Source organism: Enterobacter cloacae complex sp. P16RS2 (assembly GCF_014982155.1).
In the GTDB taxonomy this organism is placed as follows: domain Bacteria; phylum Pseudomonadota; class Gammaproteobacteria; order Enterobacterales; family Enterobacteriaceae; genus Enterobacter; species Enterobacter cloacae_M.
The window spans coordinates 14922-35222 of record NZ_JADCKW010000012.1; the positions used below are offsets into that span (position 1 = coordinate 14922).

At 57.5% G+C, this 20301-nt stretch carries 23 protein-coding genes; 12 read left to right on the forward strand and 11 right to left on the reverse strand.

All coding sequences use genetic code 11. The annotated features are described in order from the left end of the window. Positions 1-49: 49 nt before the first annotated feature. The 5 genes from nrdF to INF68_RS08855 form a co-directional block, all read right to left on the reverse strand. Positions 50-1009 carry a class 1b ribonucleoside-diphosphate reductase subunit beta gene (nrdF, locus tag INF68_RS08835; RefSeq protein ID WP_126785890.1) on the reverse strand — a complete coding sequence of 320 codons (960 nt, stop codon included), beginning with the start codon at positions 1007-1009 and terminating at the stop codon, positions 50-52. A 9-nt stretch (positions 1010-1018) separates the two neighbouring features. Then, positions 1019-3163, reverse strand: a complete 2145-nt coding sequence (gene nrdE / locus INF68_RS08840; RefSeq protein ID WP_193525302.1) for a class 1b ribonucleoside-diphosphate reductase subunit alpha — start codon at positions 3161-3163, stop codon at positions 1019-1021. Beyond that, the gene (gene nrdI / locus INF68_RS08845; protein ID WP_023308926.1) at positions 3136-3546 is read right to left on the reverse strand and encodes a class Ib ribonucleoside-diphosphate reductase assembly flavoprotein NrdI; all 411 of its coding nucleotides are present in this window, start codon (positions 3544-3546) and stop codon (positions 3136-3138) included. The genes nrdE and nrdI overlap by 28 nt, the downstream gene beginning before the upstream one ends. Further along, the gene (nrdH, locus tag INF68_RS08850) at positions 3543-3782 is read right to left on the reverse strand and encodes a glutaredoxin-like protein NrdH (protein WP_023308925.1); all 240 of its coding nucleotides are present in this window, start codon (positions 3780-3782) and stop codon (positions 3543-3545) included. The genes nrdI and nrdH overlap by 4 nt, the downstream gene beginning before the upstream one ends. A gap of 242 nt (positions 3783-4024) precedes the next feature. Continuing rightward, on the reverse strand, positions 4025-4351 hold the full coding sequence (locus INF68_RS08855; RefSeq protein ID WP_023308924.1) for a DUF883 domain-containing protein: 327 nt from the start codon (positions 4349-4351) through the stop codon (positions 4025-4027). A 160-nt stretch (positions 4352-4511) separates the two neighbouring features. Here INF68_RS08855 and INF68_RS08860 point away from each other — a divergent pair, with 160 nt between their 5' ends. After that, positions 4512-4856: a DUF2002 family protein gene (locus INF68_RS08860; RefSeq protein WP_023308923.1), complete on the forward strand. Its 345-nt coding sequence runs from the start codon at positions 4512-4514 to the stop codon at positions 4854-4856. Between the two features lie 32 nt (positions 4857-4888). On the opposite strand, the gene alaE is transcribed toward INF68_RS08860, so the two are convergent. Further along, positions 4889-5338, reverse strand: a complete 450-nt coding sequence (alaE, locus tag INF68_RS08865) for an L-alanine exporter AlaE (protein WP_126785892.1) — start codon at positions 5336-5338, stop codon at positions 4889-4891. 497 nt (positions 5339-5835) lie between these two features. Between alaE and stpA the strand changes: the two genes are divergently transcribed. Continuing rightward, on the forward strand, positions 5836-6240 hold the full coding sequence (gene stpA / locus INF68_RS08870) for a DNA-binding protein StpA (protein ID WP_032660403.1): 405 nt from the start codon (positions 5836-5838) through the stop codon (positions 6238-6240). 38 nt (positions 6241-6278) lie between these two features. On the opposite strand, the gene INF68_RS08875 is transcribed toward stpA, so the two are convergent. The 3 genes from INF68_RS08875 to INF68_RS08885 form a co-directional block, all read right to left on the reverse strand. Further along, entirely contained in the window at positions 6279-6458 is a 180-nt protein-coding gene (locus tag INF68_RS08875; RefSeq protein ID WP_024907679.1) for a hypothetical protein, read from the reverse strand. A 79-nt stretch (positions 6459-6537) separates the two neighbouring features. Further along, the gene (locus tag INF68_RS08880) at positions 6538-7059 is read right to left on the reverse strand and encodes a rhodanese family protein (RefSeq protein WP_126785893.1); all 522 of its coding nucleotides are present in this window, start codon (positions 7057-7059) and stop codon (positions 6538-6540) included. A gap of 9 nt (positions 7060-7068) precedes the next feature. Beyond that, positions 7069-7368 (reverse strand): helix-turn-helix transcriptional regulator, encoded by a 300-nt coding sequence (locus INF68_RS08885; protein ID WP_063144167.1) that lies wholly within the window; start codon positions 7366-7368, stop codon positions 7069-7071. Between the two features lie 179 nt (positions 7369-7547). Here INF68_RS08885 and INF68_RS08890 point away from each other — a divergent pair, with 179 nt between their 5' ends. Continuing rightward, on the forward strand, positions 7548-7706 hold the full coding sequence (locus INF68_RS08890) for a YqaE/Pmp3 family membrane protein (RefSeq protein WP_023308917.1): 159 nt from the start codon (positions 7548-7550) through the stop codon (positions 7704-7706). Here the strand turns inward: INF68_RS08890 and INF68_RS08895 are convergent. Then, the gene (locus tag INF68_RS08895; RefSeq protein ID WP_023308916.1) at positions 7703-8632 is read right to left on the reverse strand and encodes a LysR substrate-binding domain-containing protein; all 930 of its coding nucleotides are present in this window, start codon (positions 8630-8632) and stop codon (positions 7703-7705) included. The two genes, INF68_RS08890 and INF68_RS08895, sit on opposite strands and share 4 nt — an antisense overlap. 320 nt (positions 8633-8952) lie before the next feature. Between INF68_RS08895 and INF68_RS08900 the strand changes: the two genes are divergently transcribed. The 7 genes from INF68_RS08900 (at position 8953) to INF68_RS08930 (ending at position 17503) form a co-directional block, all read left to right on the forward strand. Beyond that, positions 8953-9558: an ankyrin repeat domain-containing protein gene (locus INF68_RS08900; protein ID WP_039263421.1), complete on the forward strand. Its 606-nt coding sequence runs from the start codon at positions 8953-8955 to the stop codon at positions 9556-9558. Positions 9559-9664: 106 nt separating this feature from the next. Beyond that, complete coding sequence (gene fdrA, locus INF68_RS08905) at positions 9665-11206, forward strand: acyl-CoA synthetase FdrA (protein WP_126785894.1); 1542 nt, start codon at positions 9665-9667, stop codon at positions 11204-11206. Further along, complete coding sequence (locus tag INF68_RS08910) at positions 11206-12621, forward strand: DUF1116 domain-containing protein (RefSeq protein WP_185874177.1); 1416 nt, start codon at positions 11206-11208, stop codon at positions 12619-12621. Before fdrA ends, INF68_RS08910 begins: the two co-directional genes overlap by 1 nt. 11 nt (positions 12622-12632) lie before the next feature. Next, on the forward strand, positions 12633-14177 hold the full coding sequence (locus tag INF68_RS08915) for a xanthine permease (RefSeq protein WP_109844710.1): 1545 nt from the start codon (positions 12633-12635) through the stop codon (positions 14175-14177). 117 nt (positions 14178-14294) lie between these two features. Continuing rightward, a complete protein-coding gene (locus INF68_RS08920; protein WP_109844711.1) occupies positions 14295-15251 on the forward strand; it encodes a carbamate kinase family protein in 957 nt (318 codons plus the stop codon). Between the two features lies 1 nt (position 15252). Further along, a complete protein-coding gene (locus INF68_RS08925; RefSeq protein WP_126785895.1) occupies positions 15253-16632 on the forward strand; it encodes an amidohydrolase family protein in 1380 nt (459 codons plus the stop codon). Between the two features lie 136 nt (positions 16633-16768). Further along, the gene (locus INF68_RS08930; RefSeq protein ID WP_126785896.1) at positions 16769-17503 is read left to right on the forward strand and encodes a bifunctional 2-polyprenyl-6-hydroxyphenol methylase/3-demethylubiquinol 3-O-methyltransferase UbiG; all 735 of its coding nucleotides are present in this window, start codon (positions 16769-16771) and stop codon (positions 17501-17503) included. On the opposite strand, the gene INF68_RS08935 is transcribed toward INF68_RS08930, so the two are convergent. Further along, a complete protein-coding gene (locus INF68_RS08935) occupies positions 17497-18099 on the reverse strand; it encodes a short chain dehydrogenase (RefSeq protein ID WP_126785897.1) in 603 nt (200 codons plus the stop codon). The genes INF68_RS08930 and INF68_RS08935 overlap by 7 nt on opposite strands. Before the next feature lie 97 nt (positions 18100-18196). On the opposite strand from INF68_RS08935, the gene INF68_RS08940 reads away from it, so the two are divergent. Both INF68_RS08940 and INF68_RS08945 read left to right on the forward strand, forming a co-directional pair. Next, positions 18197-19084, forward strand: a complete 888-nt coding sequence (locus INF68_RS08940) for a LysR family transcriptional regulator (RefSeq protein WP_126785898.1) — start codon at positions 18197-18199, stop codon at positions 19082-19084. Positions 19085-19103: 19 nt separating this feature from the next. Beyond that, positions 19104-20285, forward strand: a complete 1182-nt coding sequence (locus INF68_RS08945; RefSeq protein ID WP_126785899.1) for a PLP-dependent aminotransferase family protein — start codon at positions 19104-19106, stop codon at positions 20283-20285. Positions 20286-20301 lie beyond the last annotated feature (16 nt).

Sequence of the window (20301 nt, forward strand, 5' to 3'; positions counted from 1 at the left end):
AGAGCGGGAATTGGTGGGATTATATTAAATTAACGAACGTTAGCGTTCATTAAAAATCCCAGTCTTCATCCTCGGTTTCCACCGCTTTGCCCATCACGTACGATGAGCCCGATCCCGAGAAGAAATCGTGGTTTTCGTCGGCATTGGGCGACAGCGCGGCCAGAATCGCCGGGTTCACCTCCGCCATCTCCGGCGGGAACAGCGCGTCGTAGCCCAGGTTCATCAGCGCCTTGTTGGCGTTGTAGCAGAGGAAGGCCTTCACGCCGTCCTCCCAGCCGGTGCCGGCGTAGAGTTCCTCCGTATAGCTCAGCTCGTTGTCGTACAGATCCATCAGCAAATCGAGCGCAAAGCCTTTAAGCTCCCCGCGCTTCGCCTCGCTGACTTTCTCCAGTCCTTTCTGATACTTATAGCCAATGTAATACCCGTGCACCGCTTCATCACGAATGATGAGCCGAATCAAATCGGCGGTGTTGGTGAGCTTGCCACGGCTAGACCAGTACATGGGCAGCCAGAAGCCGGAATAGAAGAGGAAAGATTCCAGGAACACGCTGGCGATCTTCTTCTTCAGCGGCTCGTCGGCGCGGTAATATTCCAGAACCAGCTTTGCCTTTCTCTGTAGTGACTCGCTCTCTTCGCTCCAGGTATAGGCGGCGTCCACGTCTTTGGTCTGGCACAGGGTCGAGAAAATCGAGCTGTAGGAGCGGGCATGCACCGCCTCCATAAAGCTGATGTTCGACATCACCGCCTCTTCGTGCGGCGTCAGCGCGTCGCTCATCAGAGCCGGTGCACCGACGGTATTCTGAATGGTGTCCAGCAGCGTCAGGCCAGTAAAGACGCGGATCGTCAGCTGCTGTTCGGCGTGGCAGAGCGTTTGCCAGGCCGGAATATCGTTGGAGAGCGGAACCTTTTCCGGTAGCCAGAAGTTGCTGGTGAGGCGGTTCCACACCTCCAGATCTTTATCGTCCTGAATCTTGTTCCAGTTAACGGCACTCACGCGTGACAGTTTCATCCTTTCTCCTTACAGCGCGCAGGACACGCAGCCTTCGATTTCGGTGCCTTCCAGCGCAAGCTGGCGCAGGCGAATGTAGTAGAGCGTTTTGATGCCTTTCTTCCAGGCGTAGATTTGCGCTCTGTTGATATCCCGCGTGGTGGCGGTGTCCGGGAAGAACAGCGTAAGCGACAGCCCCTGATCCACATGTTTTGTCGCCTCCGCGTAGGTATCGATGATTTTCTCCGGGCCGATCTCATACGCGTCCTGATACAGCGCCAGGTTCTCATTGGTCATAAATGGGGCAGGGTAGTAGACGCGACCGGTTTTACCTTCTTTGCGAATTTCAATCTTCGACACGATCGGGTGAATGCTCGACGTGGCGTGGTTGATGTAGGAAATCGATCCGGTCGGCGGCACCGCCTGCAGGTTCTGGTTATAGATACCATGGCGCATCACGTCGTCACGCAGCTGCTGCCACATCTCGCGCGTCGGCAGGGTAATCCCCGCGCGGGCAAACAGTTCGCGTACTTTTTCGGTTTTCGGCTGCCAGTCGCCTTCAAGATACTGGCTGAAATATTCCCCGCTGGCGTAGCGGGACTGCTCAAAGCCGGCGAACCGCTGGCTGCGTTCGCGCGCCAGCATCATCGAGGTGTGCAGCGCGTGCCATGTAATGGTGTAGAAATAGAGGTTGGTGAAATCCAGCCCTTCCGGACTGCCGTAGGCGATGCCTTCGCGCGCCAGATAGCCGTGCAGGTTCATCTGCCCCAGACCGATGGCGTGCGACGCGGCGTTGCCCGCTTCAATAGACGGTACGCTGCGGATGTGGCTCATGTCCGACACCGCCGTCAGCCCGCGAATGGCGATCTCCACCGTGCGGCCAAAGTCGGGGGAATCCATGGTGTGGGCAATATTCAGCGACCCGAGGTTGCAGGAGATATCCTTGCCGATGTCCGCGTAGTCCAGGTTCTCGTCGTAGGCCGATGCGCTGTTGACCTGCAAAATCTCCGAGCACAGGTTGCTCATGTTGATGCGCCCGGCAATCGGGTTCGCGCGGTTCACCGTGTCCTCGTACATGATGTACGGATAGCCTGACTCAAACTGAATTTCGGCAAGCGTCTGGAAGAAATCGCGGGCATTGATGGTTTTTTTGCGAATGCGATCGTCGGCCACCAGTTCGTCATAAAGTTCGCTGATGGCCACGTCGCCAAAGGCTTTGCCGTAAATACGCTCAATATCGTACGGTGAGAAGAGCGCCATCTCGGCATTCTCTTTGGCAAGCTTAAAAGTGATATCCGGGATCACCACGCCAAGCGACAGCGTTTTGATGCGAATTTTTTCGTCGGCGTTTTCGCGCTTGGTATCGAGAAAACGCAGAATGTCCGGGTGGTGCGCGTGCAGGTAAACCGCCCCCGCGCCCTGACGCGCGCCAAGCTGGTTGGCATAGGAGAAGGCATCTTCCAGCATCTTCATCTCCGGGATCACGCCGGAGGACTGGTTTTCGATGCGCTTGATCGGCGCCCCCGCTTCACGCAGGTTCGAGAGCAGAAACGCCACGCCGCCGCCGCGTTTGGAAAGCTGCAGCGCCGAGTTCACCGCGCGGCCAATCGACTCCATATTGTCTTCGATACGCAGCAGGAAACAGGAGACCAGCTCGCCGCGCTGGGCTTTGCCGCAGTTGAGAAAGGTCGGCGTGGCGGGCTGGAAGCGTCCGGAGAGGATCTCGTCGGCGAGCTGCTCCGCCAGCGCTTCATCACCCTGCGCCAGCGTCAGCGCCACCATCACCACGCGATCTTCAAAGCTCTCTAAGTAGCGCTTGCCGTCAAAGGTCTTCAGCGTGTAGCTGGTGTAATACTTCCACGCGCCGAGGAAGGTCTGGAAACGAAAGCCGCTGGCGTGGGCGCGTTCAAACAGCGTCACCACAAAGGCGCGGTCGTAGCGGGTCAGCACGCGTTCTTCGTAGTAGCCTTCTTTAACCAGATAGTCGAGACGTTCATTCTGGCTCGCGAACGTCACGCTGTTGGGCCGCACGTGGGCGGCAAAAAAGGCGTCCACCGCCTCACGATCTTTATCGAACTGGATGCGCCCCTCCCGATCGTAGAGGTTAAGCATGGCGTTTAATGCGTGGTAATCCGGTGTCGCCTGAATCACCCGTTCTGCGGTTGTCGTTGCCAAAATTCGTTCACTCCTTTACGCACGTTTTCGACGTCCTGCTGTGTCCCCATCAGCTCAAAACGATAGAGATACGGCACGCCGCATTTTTGAGAAATGACATCCCCGGCGCGGCCGAAGGCATCGCCGAAATTGCGATTCCCCGCCGCGATCACTCCGCGAATCAGCCCGCGGTTGTGAGGATCGTTTAGAAAGCGGATCACCTGGCGAGGCACGGCTCCTGCCGTGCCGCCGCCGCCATAGCTGGGCACCACCAGTATGTAAGGTTCATCTACCCGGATCCGCTCCCGCTCGTTCAGCGGAATGCGCACCGCAGGCAGCCCGACGCGCTCAATAAAGCGGAGCGTGTTTTCCGAGCTGCTGGAGAAGTAGACCAGCCCGCTCATGCACGTGTGGCCTGAGCGCTCAGGCGGTTAATCATGTCCGGGCGGAAGCCGGACCAGCTTGTCTCCCCGGCGACCACCACCGGAAGCTGACGAAAACCCTGCTTGCGCAGGGTATCTGCGGCCTCGGGGACCTGGTCAACATTCACCATTTCAAACGCCACGCCGCGGCTTTCCATTGCCCGTTTTGTCGCGTGGCACTGAACACAATCGTTACGAGTGTAAATAATAATGCTCATGATTCGTATTTCCATTTAAAATGAGGGTGCGGCGCGAATCATCGCGTCGGGTTGTGTGTATCTTGCTAAAAGGAATACTAGATGTAGTTATCTTAAGTTTCAACCATACAAGATATGGGAAATTTAGATTAATATCGCCCCTGTGATGAGCACAGCGGGGCAGGGCAGGCTGTTCGGGTTTTTCAGGCTAACGGGCATAAAAAGCCCCGGCGCCTGAGGCTACCGGGGCAGAATACGCGGGGTTATTTACGCAGGCTGAGCAGGGCACCGACGAAGATGCCGACCGCTGCGACGGTTCCCAGAGTACATAGCGGTTTTTCACGCACGAAGGTCGTAGCACAGCTTGCCATATCGCAGGCAGCCTGCGTGGCGCGTGAACGTCCGTTCATACGGGCGCGAGTTTCACGGAGCAGAGACTGAGCCTTACGCTTTGCGGCATCCGCTTCGTCCTTCGCGTCACTTCCCCAGGACTTCAGCACCTCTTCCAGCGTGTCCGCTAATTGGCTGACATCATTACGAATATCCTGAGCGTCGTCATTAATATCGTTTCGGTTCGGTCTGTTAAACATACGATCCTCCGTAATTTTGTGTTCCCGTTCAGTTTAGTTCAGAAATTTAATATCTGAAGCGCATCACGCGTTATCGGGCAGTTTATGGACTATTCTGAAAGCCCTGCTATTGCTGAATACTGTAAGGTTGCCGGGCAGGAAAAGATAACGAGGAAAAGATATGTATTTACGACCTGACGAGGTGGCACGCGTTCTTGAAAAAGAGGGATTCACCATGGATGAGGTGACGCCAAAAGCGTATGGATATCGCCGCGGCGAGAATTATGTTTATGTTAATCGCGAAGCAAGAATGGGACGTACCGCTCTCATTATTCACCCGACGCTGAAAGACAGAAGTTTGTCATTTGCTGAGCCTGCCTCGGATATTAAAACCTGCGATCATTATCAGCAATTTCCGCTCTATTTAGGCGGTGAACGGCATGAGCATTATGGTATTCCGCACGGTTTCAGTTCGCGTATGGCGCTGGAGCGATTTTTGAAGGGACTGTTTGGCGACGTACAGTAAATCCGCGACTGGCGTGCGCCAGTCGCTTCACATCACGCTTTTGCCTGGTTGTACTGGCTGACCTTAAACAGGCGGCGGCAGTAGTCGAGGAAATAGCCGTAAACGGCTCCCATCAACATCGAAATCACAATATTCGAACTGACCGCCGCAGCGATCTGGTGCCAGTCTGCACCGACAGTCAGGAGAATGGCCACGTAAACCGGCGACTGGAACGTCACATACGCCAGAATGTCCGCCAGGTTTTTCACCCAGCCTGCGGGGCTGATACGACGCGCGAAGCGCATTACCGCATCGCGGTATAAACCGTAAGGCCATGCAATAATAATATTGACCGGGATCGCCACCAGACGAGAAGAAAGCGACTGCTCGAAGGACATTCCGGAGAGGAATATTTCGATCAGCATGTTCACGACGGAACAGTAAACAACCATCGCGAAAGTATCCGCCACCGCGTGGCGCAGGCGAGATTGCGGCGAGAACATGTCTGAACTCCTTGAGAAGAACACAAAAGAAACGATTTTCCTTCAGCGGTTAGTGCTTTAGGTTGGTTTGTTTGACGTGTATAGCGTATATCTCTGAGTTTGAACTAACAACTAGTGATTAATTTTTATTTAATCGCCTTTTGTCCACAAAATTCTCTAAAGTTGTTCGTTTTTTGTTCCGAACGTTATAATCTGTCTTTTTTGATGGTTTTCGCATTAAAATCAACGAGTTGATTTCGTTAATGGCGAAAGTAAGGAATCCTCCACCTGAAGCGGCGCAGTATGCTGTAATTTGGATTAAAGTTGGCCATTTATATTAATGGAGTGATTGGATTCATCGGTGTCCTGTCAGCACCTTGCGCTATTATTAATAGTGAGTTCTAGATATATTTACACTGATGCCCGTACGGACCCTTGGGTAGATATTTCAACTCAAATGAATTATTCTGTCGGCGATTTATCTATTTACCCCCCCAAAGAAAAGGTTTCCAAATAATATGTCTTTGACGTTACAGAATCTTAATAATATCCGAACCCTGCGCGCCATGGCGCGTGAATTATCCCTGGACGTTCTTGAGGAAATGCTGGAAAAGGTCAGGGTCGTTACTGAAGAGAAACGCAGCGAGCTGACGGAATTAGAGCAGCAGCGTGCTGAGCAGCAGGAAAAAATTAATGCCCTGCTGGAGCTGATGAAAGCTGATGGTATTTCACCGACTGACCTGCTGGGTTCTGAACTGGCGCAGACGGGTAAGCCAGCGAAAAAGCGTAAGCCGCGTGAAGCAAAATATCGCTTTATTGACCAGAACGGCGAAGAGAAAACGTGGACCGGCCAGGGCCGCACGCCGAAGCCTATCGCCAGCGCGTTGGCAGACGGTAAATCACTGGATGATTTTCTGATCTGACGAATGAGCCGGGCGGAACACGCCGCCCGGCTGACTGTTCAGCAGACGCCGAAATCGCCTTCTTCGTTATAAGGCGCTACATCGGCGGCTTTCAGCGTATATTTCTCGCCTTGCTCATTGCTGGCCTGAACCGCCACAATGCTGTCACCGTTCACTTCGAGCACTTTCAGTTTCGGGCCGCCTTTACGCGGTTGCACATAATCACCGACAGAAAACATATTACCTCCTCATCGTTTTAGCGATCTTCACCTTAGCCCACGCATGACGCCGGGTACAGCGTATTTCACCGATTACTGCTTATGAGGTACGCCGGTTCCAGGGCATCACCTTGAGCAGTCGCGCCATGCCGCAAAAGCCCGTCACACCGGCGAACAGCAGACCGGCTCCGACAAAGCCGCTGAGCAGGAAAAAGCCGCTGGAGACGCTATAGCCCAGCACCACCCCACAGAGTATTAACAGCCCGGCGGCAATTTGCACCTGACGCATCAGCGGCAGCGGCTGGGACTTGTCTTCGACGGTCGGCAGTCCGGCCTGCTTCCAGCCCTGAATGCCCCCCTCGACCACAAATACCTCTGCTGGCGCGGCGGCCTGAGCAAGGCGGTCGGCATTCCCCGACGTCCGGGCGCCGGACTGGCAGTGAAAAATCACCGTATCGCCCGCCTGCGCGTTAAGTGCGCCGGGTAAGGTATCCAGCGGCACGGACCGCGCGGCGGGAATATGCTCGCGGGCGTACTCGTCGGCATCACGTATATCAATCAGTTTTGCGCCTTCAGCGACGCGGGCATTGGCCTGGCGCGGTGAAAGAAGAGGAAGTGACATGGCTGCTCCTTACGGGCAATAAAGGGTTTTCAGGGTGCTGATAAGCTGATGTACCGCATCGTTTTTAATGAAATAGAGAATGCGCTGCGCGTCGCGAGTGCTGTCGATAAGCCCTTCCTCACGCATGCGCGCCAGATGCTGCGACGTGGCGGAAGGACTTAGCCCCGTGGCTCGCGCAAGCTCCCCCGCGCTGGTGCCGGGCGCTCCGCACAGGGTGCAGAGGATCAGCAGCCGACGGGGGTTGCTCATCGCTTTTAAGAGTGTGGCGGCCTGCCCGGCGCTGGCCTGAAGCTGTTCGAGTTCAGTCATAATAGTTTAGCGTTTACTTAATTAAGTAAATTCTAAACTAATCCGATGCATTAAACCAGCGTCAAAAGCGTAAAAGAGGGTAAACGCGAGACCCGGGACTGGTACAGACGAATAAACTGGCTATGCTTACAGCGTTCTCTTTATTATTTTCAATGGATTAGACTGAACGGAGTGTTTATATGGGATTTTGGCGTATTGTTTTTACAATCCTCATACCGCCGCTGGGCGTGCTGTTGGGCAAAGGGTTTGGCTGGGCGTTTATTATCAACATTCTTCTGACGCTGCTGGGCTACTTCCCCGGCCTCATTCATGCGTTTTGGGTACAGAGCAAAAGCTAGGCGCGCCACAGTAAATCGCTATAGATATCGGTCAGTACCCCCGCTGGACCAAACTGCTGCTTGATCCACCGCGTGACCTGGCCAGTTGCGGCATGCTGCGTGGCGAGCAGCATGCGCGAATCCTGACGCGGGTTATTGATTCGTCGGGTGACCAGCAGCCCCGCGTCTACCGCTTCGCGGGCCATGTATTCCGGCAAAAAGCCAATCCCTTCGCCCAGGATCTGACACTGACATTTGGTGTTAAAGTCCGGGACCAGAATCGCCTCCTGCCCGTGCAGCAGCCAGCCGACCTTTTTGTTAATGGTGTGCGCGGTATCTTCCACCATGATGTTGGGATACAGGCGCAGCTGGCTTTCCGCTATTGGCTCCGGGGTGAACGCCAGCGGGTGTTCCGGCGCGATGGCAAACACCCAGCGAATGGCGCCGATCTCGGTGTAATCAATCCCGCCGCCGTCCAGCAGCGTGTCCGGCGCGCCAATCGCGATGTTGGCCTGGTTGTTGATGATCGAATCCCAGACGCCGTTGTAGACCTCGGTGGTCACGGTGATCTGACAGGTGGGAAACTGCTTTTTCAGCACCTGCAGCAGCCGCGCCGTGTGGCGCGGCGTGTATAAAAGCTGGTTAATACAGATGCGCACCCGCGCCTCAATGCCCTGAGAAATGGTGTCAATCCCGCGCTTGATGGCGTGAAAGTCGTTAAGCAGGTCGGTGGCCTTACGGTAAAAGTAAAAACCGGACTCGGTCAGCTCGATGCTGCGCGTGCTGCGGACAAACAGCACCACGTCCAGCCCGGTCTCCATGCGCTTAATGGTGTAACTGATGGCAGAGGTCGTCACGCCCAGTTCGGCGGCGGCTTTGCTGAAGCTGCCGAAGCGTGCGGCGGTAGTAAAGGCCAGCAGGTTTTCCTCGGTAAAGATGGAATTCATATCTCACTTCCTTCAGTCATCAGTTTTGAACATATTTTAACAGCGTCGTTACAACGCATTTGAAGCCGATCACAGTTCTGACTCTTTGTCGAAGGCCGCATGCGGTAAGGCTTCGTCAGGTATAAGCATAATGCAGCCAGAAGCGCTAAAAAGCGGAGAAACATAAGAAAAAGGTTGCACAGACGCACGTTTTGACCGGTTTATTGAATTTACCTCAACAATGAATTGACTGTCGATGAATCATTTTTAAGCGGATTCTTTTATCACCAGGCTGTTGCTATTCTCAGGTCAACAGAAATAAAAACATCGGGAGTCTGAATATGTCTGCGAACGAACTCGTTACTGAATTTCTGCTGGCGGCAGAAGAGGGCAATAGCGATGCGCTAAAAGCCTGTCTGGAAAAAGGCGTGGATATTAACGCCACCAATCGTCAGAAAAGAACTGCCGTTATTATTGCCAGCCTGAAAAAGCATTATGACTGCGTGGCGTTATTAATTGCCGCCGGGGCGGATATTGATAAACAGGATCAGACCTGCTTTAACCCCTTCCTCATTAGCTGCCTGACCAACGATATCACCCTGCTGCGCCTTGTCCTTCCGGCAAATCCGGATCTCGATCGCCTGACGCGCTTTGGCGGCGTCGGCATTACGCCAGCCAGTGAAAAAGGGCACGTGGAGATCGTTCGCGAGCTGCTGGAGAAAACGGATATCAACGTCAACCACACTAACTTTGTCGGCTGGACGCCGCTGCTGGAAGCGATCGTGCTCAACGACGGCGGCGCTAAGCAGCAGGAGATCGTGAAGCTGCTGTTGGATCACGGCGCGAACCCGCACATGACCGATAAATACGGTAAAACCCCGCTCGAACTGGCGCGGGAAAAAGGCTTCGATGCAATAGCTGACCTGCTGCTGGCGGCGGGCGCATAACGCATTCGGCCAGCTTTTTCCGGCTGGCTGCTAATTAAAACGCATTTTTACCGACGTGCATTTTGCACGACGGCGGCCCCCTTTTATCCGCGTTCAGGAGAAAATAATGCCCACAAAAATCGTCATAAAAAAGAACACATATTTTGACTCCGTCTCATTAATGTCTGTTTCCACCAAAGCCAATAAATTACCGGGCGTTGAGCAGGCGTTTGTCGCGATGGCGACGGAAATGAACAAAGGCGTATTAAAAAACCTCGGGCTATTAACGCCGGAATTAGCGGAAGCCAAAAACGGCGACCTGATGATCGTAATTAAAGGCGACGCGGCGAATGATGAAACGCTGGCGGCCATCGAAGCGCTGTTCACGCGTAAAGAGAGCGGTGGCACCCATGAAGCGCGCTACGCCACGATTGCCAGCGCCAAAACTCATCGCCCGGAGAGCAACCTCGCGGTGATTTCCGTCAACGGCACCTTCGCTGCCCGCGAAGCGCGCCAGGCGCTGGAAAACGATCTCAACGTGATGCTGTTTTCCGATAACGTGTCGCTCGACGACGAGCAGGCGCTGAAGCAGCTGGCGCATAAGAAAGGTCTGCTGATGATGGGACCGGATTGCGGCACCGCCATTATCAACGGCGCGGGACTGTGCTTTGCCAACGCGGTGCGCCGCGGACCGATTGGCATCGTCGGCGCATCCGGCACCGGCAGCCAGGAGCTGAGCGTGCGCATTCACGAATTCGGCGGCGGCGTGTCGCAGCTGATTGGCACCGGCGGACGCGATCTCAGCGAGAAAATCGGCGGCCTCATGATGCTCGACGCCATCGACATGCTGGAAGCGGACGACGCGACCCAGGTGATTGCGCTGATCTCCAAGCCGCCGGCTCCTGCGGTGGCGGAGAAAGTGCTGGCCCGCGCGCGCGCCTGCCGCAAGCCGGTGGTTGTCTGCTTCCTCGGCCGCAGCGAACCGCCCGTCGATGAAGATGGCCTGCAGTTTGCGCGCGGCACCAAAGAGGCGGCCCTGAAGGCGGTCCTGCTCACCGGCATCAAAAAAGAGTCCCTCGATCTGCATCCGCTCAACTTGCCGTTGATTGAAGAAGTGCGCGCTCGCCTGACGCCGCAGCAGAAGTACATTCGCGGCCTGTTCTGCGGCGGAACCCTGTGCGACGAGGCGATGTTCGCGGCGCTGGAGAAATTCGACGACGTTTACAGCAACATTCAGCCCGATCCGGCTAAGCGTCTGGGCGACGTCAATGTCAGTAAAGCCCACACCTTCCTCGACTTTGGCGACGATGACTTCACCAACGGCAAGCCGCACCCGATGATCGACCCGACCAACCGCATCAGCCGCCTGCTGCAGGAGGCGCGCGATCCGGAGGTGGGCGTCATCGTGATGGACTTCGTGCTGGGCTTCGGCGCGCACGAGGATCCGGTCGGCGTGATGATCGACGCTATCAAAGAGGCGCAGGCGATTGCGAAGGCCGAAAACCGTCCGCTGGAGATCCTCGGCTACGTGCTCGGCACCGATCAGGATCCGCAGTCGCTGGCGCAGCAGTGCCAGCAGTTGACCGACGCAGGCGTCATCTGGGCCAGCAGCAGCACCAACACCGGATTACTGGCACGCGAATTTGTCTGCAAAGGGGAGAAAGCATAATGACGACCTTATTCAACCAGCCGCTGAACGTGATTAACGTCGGCATTGCGATGTTCAGCGACGATCTTAAAAAACAGCACGTTCCCGTGACCCAGCTCGACTGGACGCCGCCGGGGCGGGGCAATATGCAGGTCGTTGAAGCGCTCGACCAGCTGGCGGAAAAACCGCTGGCGGAGAAAATTGCCGCCGCCAACCGCATCGCTCTTGAGCGCATTATTCAGTCCCATCCGGTGCTGGTGGGCTATGACCAGGCTATTAACGTGGTGCCGGGCATGACCCGCACCACCATTCTGCACGCCGGTCCGCCTGTCGACTGGGAGAACATGTGCGGGGCGATGAAGGGGGCGGTCACCGGGGCGCTGGTGTTTGAAGGGCTGGCGAAAGATCTGGACGACGCGGCAAGGCTAGCTGCCTCCGGAGATATTACCTTCTCGCCGTGCCACGAGCACGACTGCGTGGGCTCGATGGCGGGCGTCACCTCCGCATCGATGTTTATGCACATCGTTGAAAACAAAACCTACGGCAACCGCGCGTTCACCAACCTCAGCGAGCAGATGGCGAAGATCCTGCGCATGGGCGCTAACGACCAGAGCGTGATCGACCGTCTGAACTGGATGCGCGACGTGCTCGGCCCGATGCTGAGCGACGCGATGAAGATCGTCGGCGAAATCGACCTGCGCCTGATGCTGGCCCAGGCGCTGCACATGGGCGACGAGTGCCACAACCGCAACAACGCGGGCACCACGCTTCTTATTCAGGCGCTGACGCCGGGGCTGATTCAGGCGGGCTATCCGGTGGCGCAGCAGCGCGAGGTGTTCGAGTTTGTCGCCAGCAGCGACTACTTCTCCGGCCCGACGTGGATGGCGATGTGTAAGGCCGCGCTGGACGCCGCGCACGGCATTGAGTACAGCACCGTCGTCACCACCATGGCGCGTAACGGCTACGAGTTTGGCCTGCGCGTTTCCGGTCTGCCGGGGCAGTGGTTCACCGGCCCGGCGCAGCAGGTAATCGGCCCGATGTTCGCGGGCTATAAGCCGGAAGACTCCGGGCTGGACATCGGCGACAGCGCCATCACCGAAACCTACGGCATCGGCGGCTTTGCGATGGCGACGGCCCCGGCGATTGTCGCCCTGGTGGGCGGCACGGTGGATGAAGCCATCGACTTCTCGCGCCAGATGCGCGAAATCACCCTCGGCGAAAACCCGAACGTCACCATTCCGCTGCTCTCGTTTATGGGTATCCCGACCGCGATCGATATCACCAAAGTCGCCGGCAGCGGCATTCTGCCTGTGATTAACACCGCCATTGCCCATAAAGACGCGGGCATCGGCATGATTGGGGCGGGCATCGTTCACCCGCCGTTTAGCTGTTTTGAAAAGGCGCTGTTGACCTTCCGCGATCGCTACTTTTTATAAGGCATGCATCCATGAAAAACATGAAACTGGAGTGGAAAAGAGGTGACTGGGCGGCGTATTTCGGGTTGATGACCAACAACCTGACCAATCTGCTGACCATGATGGGGCTGCTCATTTTTGTCGTCGGCATCCCGAAGGAGATTGTTTATGGACGCATCGCGCCGGCCTTCGGGCTGGCGGTGCTGGTCGCGAGTATTTGCTACGCCTGGTTCGGCATGCAGATGGCGCGCGCCACCGGGCGTACGGACGTGACCGCGCTGCCGTCCGGCCCGAGCGCGCCGTCGATTTTTACCGTGACCTTCCTGGTCCTGATGCCGGTGTATCAGCAGACCGGCGATGCGGACTTCGCGATCCAGATTGGCCTGGTGTGGTGCTTCGTGGAGGCGATGATCCTCGCGGGCGGTTCGTTCCTCGGTGAAACCATCCGCAAGATGATCCCGCGTACCGTGCTGCTGTCGTGCCTCTCCGGTTTGGGCCTGCTGCTGCTGGCGATGAACCCGATGCTGCAGGCGTTCGAAGCGCCGACCGTGTCGTTTATCGTGCTGCTGCTGATCTTCATCAACTGGTTCGGTAAAAAGCCGATTTTCGCCCGTATCCCGACCGGTCTGCTGCTGCTGATTGCCGGTACGGCACTGGCGTGGATCTCCGGCCTGCAAAGCCCGGAAGCGATTAAAGCGTCCATGTCATCCTTCGGCTTTAACCCGCCGGAAGTGCACGTGGACAGCTTCATGCAGGGCCTGCCGCACGCGCTGCCTTATCTGGCATCTGCCGTGCCGCTGGGGCTGGCGAACTACATCTTTGACCTGGAGAACATCGAAAGCGCCCACGCGGCGGGGGATGCGTACCCGACGCGCAAGGTGATGCTGGCTAACGGTCTGGCGTCGATGCTCGGCTGCCTGATGGGGAACCCGTTCCCGGTGACGGTCTACGTCGGCCACCCTGGCTGGAAAGCGATGGGGGCGAGCATCGGCTATACGCTGGCCTCCGGCGTGACCATGTTCATCGTGCCGCTGTTCGGACTGGGGGCGTTTATGCTCGCCATCATTCCGATGACCGCCATCGTGCCGATTCTGGTGTTTATCGGCGTCGTCACCGCCAACCAGGTGGTGAGGGAAACGCCCAAAGTGGAAGTGCCGGTGATCTTCATCTGCCTGTTCCCGTGGATCGCTAACTGGGCGCTGACCATGATGAACAGCGTGATGGGAGCGGCGGGCACGAATGCCGCCAAAATCGGTACCGACGTGCTGCACAGCAAAGGGATCTACTACGAAGGATTAGTCCATCTGGGGAACGGGGCTCCGCTTGCCAGCATGCTGTGGGGCTGTATCGCCATTTTCGCCATTATCAACAAACCGCTGCGCGGAGCCGTGGCCGCGGCGGGCGGGGCACTGCTGGCGCTGTTCGGGGTGATCCACGCCCCGGTGGTGGGTTTTGCCGAAGGCAGTTCGCTGATGTTCGTCACCGCGTATCTGATGATGGGCGGGATGTTTGTGGTGAAGCATGTGCTGGATAGTCGCGAAGCGGCGAGCGCGGCGGCACCGGTTTCTGAATCCTGATAATGCCTGATGCCCTCACCCTAACCCTCTCCCACAGGGAGAGGGAACGTTAATCCCCCTCCCTGTGGGAGAGGGCCGGGGTGAAGGCACCAGAACGCACCTTCGAAAGGAAACAAAATGAAAGAGCTTATGGTCGTCGCCATCGGCGGCAACAGCATTATCAAAGACAACGCCAGCCAGTCGGTTGAACATCAGGCGCAGGCGGTGAAAGCGGTAGCAGAGTCGGTGCTGGAAATGCTGGCCTCCGACTATGACATCGTGCTCACGCACGGCAATGGCCCCCAGGTGGGGCTGGATCTGCGCCGCGCCGAAATCGCCCACGAGCGGGAAGGGCTGCCGCTGACGCCGCTGGCAAACTGCGTGGCGGACACCCAGGGCGGGATTGGCTACCTGATCCAGCAGGCGCTCAACAATCGCCTGGCCGCTCGCGGGGAGCAAAAAGCGGTCACGGTCGTCACGCAGGTGGAGGTGGATAAAAACGATCCGGGCTTTACTCACCCTACCAAACCTATCGGTGCGTTCTTCACCGAGGCGCAGCGCGACGAGCTGCAGCGCGCACACCCGGACTGGCATTTTGTCGAGGATTCAGGCCGTGGCTACCGTCGCGTGGTGGCCTCACCGCAGCCGCTGCGTATCGTTGAGGCTGATGCCATCAAGGCCCTTACGCAAAAAGGCTTTGTGGTGATCGGCGCGGGCGGCGGCGGAATACCCGTGATTCGCAGCGAGCAGGGCGACTACCAGAGCGTCGACGCGGTGATTGATAAAGATCTCTCTACCGCGCTGCTGGCGCGGGAGATCGGCGCCGACGTGCTGGTGATCACCACCGGCGTGGAGAAGGTGTGCATTAACTTCGGCAAGCCGAACCAGCAGGCGCTGGACTCCGTCAGCGTGGCGCAGATGACGCGCTACAGGGAAGAGGGCCACTTCCCGGCGGGCAGCATGCTCCCCAAAATCGTCGCCTCGCTGGAATTTTTACACCACGGCGGCAGGCGCGTGATTATCACCTCGCCGGACTGCCTGCCCGCGGCGCTGCGCGGGGAAACCGGCACCCATATTGTTAATGAAGGAAGATAAGATGAGTGAAAACAAAAGCCGCCGCGAATTTATCAGCCAGAGCGGCAAAATGGTCACCGCCTGCGCGCTGTTTGGCACCACCGGATCCGTCGCGTATGCTGCTGACTCCGCGAAGCCAACCTGCGAGACGGGCAAACCGATGAGCATCAACGCGAAACATTACTATCTGGACAACGTGCTGCTGGAGGCCGGGTTCAACGTCGACGGCGGCGTGGCGACGAGCACCCGCACCGAGCTGAAAACGCTGGAGATTAACGACGGGAAGATCGTCGCCCTGCGCGATAACAAGCGCCACGCCGACGCCACGCTGCCGCACTACGACGCGGGCGGCAAGCTGATGCTCCCGGCGATGCGCGACATGCACATTCACCTGGATAAAACCTTTTACGGCGGTCAGTGGCGCTCCCTGAACCGCCCGGCGGGCACTACGATTCAGGACATGATCCGCCTTGAGCAGAAGCTGCTGCCGGAGCTACAGCCCTACACCCAGGAGCGTGCGGAAAAGCTGATCGATCTGATCCAGTCGAAAGGCTCCACCATCGCCCGCAGCCACTGCAATATCGAGCCGACCTCCGGCCTTAAGAATCTGGAAAATCTGCAGACGGTTTTATCGCGCCGTAAGCCCGGCTTTGACTGCGAAATCGTCGCTTTCCCGCAGCACGGCCTGCTGCTGTCGCACTCCGAAAAGCTGATGCGCGAGGCGATGCAGGCCGGAGCGCACTATGTGGGCGGGCTGGACCCAACCAACGTCGACGGCGCGATGGAGAAATCCCTCGACACTATGTTCCAGATTGCGCTGGACTACGATAAAGGGGTGGACATCCACCTGCACGAAACCAGCCCGGCAGGCGTGGCGGCGGTGAATTATATGGTCGAAACCGTGGAGAAAACGCCGGAGCTGAAGGGCAAGCTGACCATCAGCCACGCCTTCGCGCTGGCGACGCTCAACGAGCAGCAGGTGGATGAGATCGCCACCCGCATGGCGGCGCAGCAGGTGACCATCGCTTCCACGGTGCCGATTGGCACTCTACATATGCCGCTGAAGCAGCTGCGCGAGAAGGGCGTGTTCGTGATGACGGGGACCGACAGCGTCATCGACCACTGGTCGCCGTACGGTCTGGGGGACATGCTGGAGAAAGCGAATCTTTACGCTCAGCTCTACATCCGCCCGAACGAGCAGACGCTCTCCCGCGCGCTCGGTATCGCCACCGGCGACGTGCTGCCGCTGAATGACAAAGGCGAGCGCGTGTGGCCAAAAGCGCAGGACGACGCCAGCTTTGTGCTGGTGGATGCCTCCTGCTCCGCCGAGGCCGTGGCGCGCATTTCTCCGCGCACCGCGACGTTCCATAAGGGCAACCTTGTCTGGGGCTCGGTGGGTTGACGTGCATTTATCCCTCTCCCTGTGGGAGAGGGTTGGGGTGAGGGCATCAGGCCGCACTTCCATAGGTCGGGTAAGGCGAAGCCGCCACCCGACAATGCAGTATACTGCTATGCACATTCTTAAAGAGGGATCTGCCATGGCACAAAACATCTACGACAATCCGGCGTTTTTTGAAGGCTACGCCCGGCTTCCACGCTCGGTGCAGGGTCTGGACGGCGCGCCGGAGTGGCCCGCGCTTAAGGCCATGCTGCCTGATTTAACCGGCAAATCGGTTGTCGATCTCGGCTGCGGCTACGGCTGGTTCTGCCGCGCGGCGCGCGAGCTGGGCGCTGCTGACGTCACGGGGGTCGATATCTCAGAAAAGATGCTCGCCCGCGCAGCGGAGCTTACCGCTGACCCACAGATTCACTATCAGCGTAGCGATCTGGAATCTCTCAAGCTCAACGAGAACAGCCTCGATCTGGTCTACAGCTCGCTGGCGCTGCACTACCTGCCGGAACTGGATACGCTATTCGCCAGGGTTCAGCGCGCGCTCAAGCCCGGCGGCAGCCTGGTCTTTTCGATGGAGCACCCGATCTACACCTGCGCCACCCGTCAGGGCTGGCTGACCGACGATAACGGCGAGCGATACTGGGGTGTTAATCATTATCAGGATGAAGGCAAACGAATCAGCAACTGGCTGGCGGACGGGGTGGTGAAATACCACCGCACGCTGGGCACCACGCTTAATGCGCTGATCGGGGCCGGATTAACGATAAGCGACGTCAACGAGTGGGGTCCAGCGCAGGCGCAGATTGACGCCTGGCCCGCGCTGGCCGAAGAGGCGGAGCGCCCGATGCTGGTGCTGATCGCCGCCCGTAAGGCTCAGTAACCCACCTTATACACCCGCCCGCTCTGCACGCCTTCCACGCTGCGGCGATAGGCCTGCGCCACGGTCGCGGCGGGAACGCTCTCAAAGCCCGGGAAGAAGCCGTCGTAGGTTTCGACGGATTCGGTGAGTACCGTCGGGCTAATCAGGTTGATGCGGATCCCGCGCGGCAGCTCGCAGGCTGCAGCGCGGACAAACCCTTCCAGCGCCGCGTTTACCGTGGTGGCATTCACGCCCTGGGCAATAGGCTCGTGCGCCACGATGCCGCTAATCAGGGTGATCGAGCCGCCCTCGTTCAGGTAGTGCTGGCCGATCAGCGCCAGGCGCACCTGCCCGAGCAGCTTGTCCTGCAGGCCCTGGTTGAAGTCGCTGTCCTTCATGGTCGCGAGCGGGCCAAAGTAAAGACCCCCGCTGGCGGAGACAATCGCATCCACCGGGCCGATTTTCTCAAACAGCGCCTGGACGCTCGCCTGCGAGGTGATATCCACCTGCTCGTCGCCCTGCGTGCGGCCGACGCGGATGCCCTCGTGGCGACGACTCAGCTCTTCCGTTACCGCACGACCGACCGTACCGCTGGCACCAATAATCACGATTTTCATAGCCGACTCCTTATGTTGTGAGCCTTCATTCTTTAATAAATAAAAAAGCAGATAAACTGGGCTAAAGTTAGAAGATTGCTAACCAGAGGTTTGGAATATGGATAAGCTTCGCAGCATGGAGACCTTTATTGCCGTGGTTGAAAGCGGCAGTTTTACCGGTGCGGCGGCTCGGCTGGAGATGTCGGCGGTAATGGTGGGGAAATACGTTGCACTGCTGGAATCACAGCTCGGCACCCGTCTGCTGGAGCGTAACACGCGGCGCCAGAGCCTGACCGACGCCGGACGGGTCTATTACGACGAGGCGAAGCGGGTGCTGGAGCAGGTCACAATCGCCGAAAGCGCCGTGGAACGCCTGCGCGCCGTGCCGTCCGGCACCCTGCGCGTGACCGCACCCACCTCGTTTGGCGGCAGCGCGATCGCGCCGCTTACGGCCTCTTTTTTACAACGCTACCCGGAAGTGCGCATCGAGCTGGATCTCACCAACCGGATGGTGGACCTGGTGGAGGAGGGCATCGATCTGGCCATTCGTATTGGCGACATTCACAACGACGATCTGGTGGCGAAATACCTCTGCCCTTACCGGATGGTGATCTGCGCCGCGCCGGACTACCTTGCGCGCTACGGTACGCCGCAAACCCCTGCCGATCTGGTGGATCATCTCTGCTTATCCCACAGCGTGTGGACCGCACGCAACGAGTGGCGGCTGCCGGGCGTCGAAGGCGAGGTGCGCTGGAAGCGGGATGCGGTCTTGAGATGCAACGACGGCTACGGGCTGCGGATGGCCGCGAGAGCCGGGGCGGGGCTATTGCTGCAACCGGAGGTGCTGGTGGCGGAAGATCTGGAAAGCGGCAGGCTGGTGCGGGTGCTGGAGGCGTATATTCCGGCGCCGAGACCCGTGCATTTGCTGTGGCGTCAGGATTTACGACCTCTCCCTAAGCTAACGGAATTTATCGCCCATATTCTGCTAAGATTGGGCACACTATAAAAAAGAAGGTATGCAAAGAATGTCTGTGAATAAACTCGCCAGCAGCGCGCAGGGCCTGCAATCATCTGCCATCCGTGAATTATTAAAACATAGCAAAATGGCCGGCGTTATTTCGCTGGGCGGGGGTATTCCTAATCCCGATCTGTTCGATCACGAAGGGCTTAAAATTGCTGCCGATGCCGTCTTATCACAGCATTTTGGCGAGGCGTTCCAGTACGGCCTGACGGAAGGCGTACCGGGACTGCGGGAAGAAATTCAGCGCATCTGCGAGGGGCGTGGGATCCGCTGCAAGGCGGATGATGTTGTTATTACTTCCGGCTCGCAGCAGTCCCTCGACGTGCTTGCGCGTGCATTAATCAACCCGGGTGACACCGTTGTGGTTGAGCGTCCAACCTATCTTGCCGCGCTGCAGGTCTTCGGTCTGGCGCAGGCGAATTTTGAATCCGTTGGCACAGACGGCGACGGCATGAAGGTGGATGAGCTTGAAGCGCTGGCGGCAAATAAAACCATCAAAGCGGTCTATATTGTTCCGACGTTTGGCAACCCTGGCGGGGTAACCCTTTCTGAGGCGCGTCGCAAACAGCTGGTGGAATTATCGAAGCGCTATGACTTCGTCATTATTGAAGACGATCCGTACAGCGAAATTAATTATACCGATGAAGTTTTCCGCCCGTTAATTGCCCATGCCAAAGATATCGGCAACGAAGACAACGTGGTGTATACCTCGACCTTCTCCAAAATTCTTGCTCCAGGAACCCGCGTGGGCTGGGTGCTGGCGCCGGAATGGCTGAAGCGCGCAGTAGTAAACCTTAAGCAAACCACCGACCTGCACACCAGCACGCTGTCGCAGCTGATGACGTATGAATACCTGAAAACCGGTCGCCTGCCCGATCAGATTAAAACGATCCGCGAAGCCTATCGCCAGAAATACCAGACGTTCGCAACCGAGCTGGAGGCCGAGCTGGGCGATGTGATGTCGTTCCACAAGCCGAAGGGCGGCATGTTCCTGTGGGCGAATATGAAAAATGGTAGTAATACCACTCGCTGGCTGGAAAAAACGTTAAGTAACGGCGTAGTATTTGTGCCGGGCGAATTTTTCTACTGCAATGAGCCAGACCATTCAACGCTGCGTATGTCGTTTGTCACGCCAACGGATGAAGAGCTGAAGGAAGCGGTTCAACGCCTGAAAAAATCGCTGTAAAAGACCTGCGCATAGT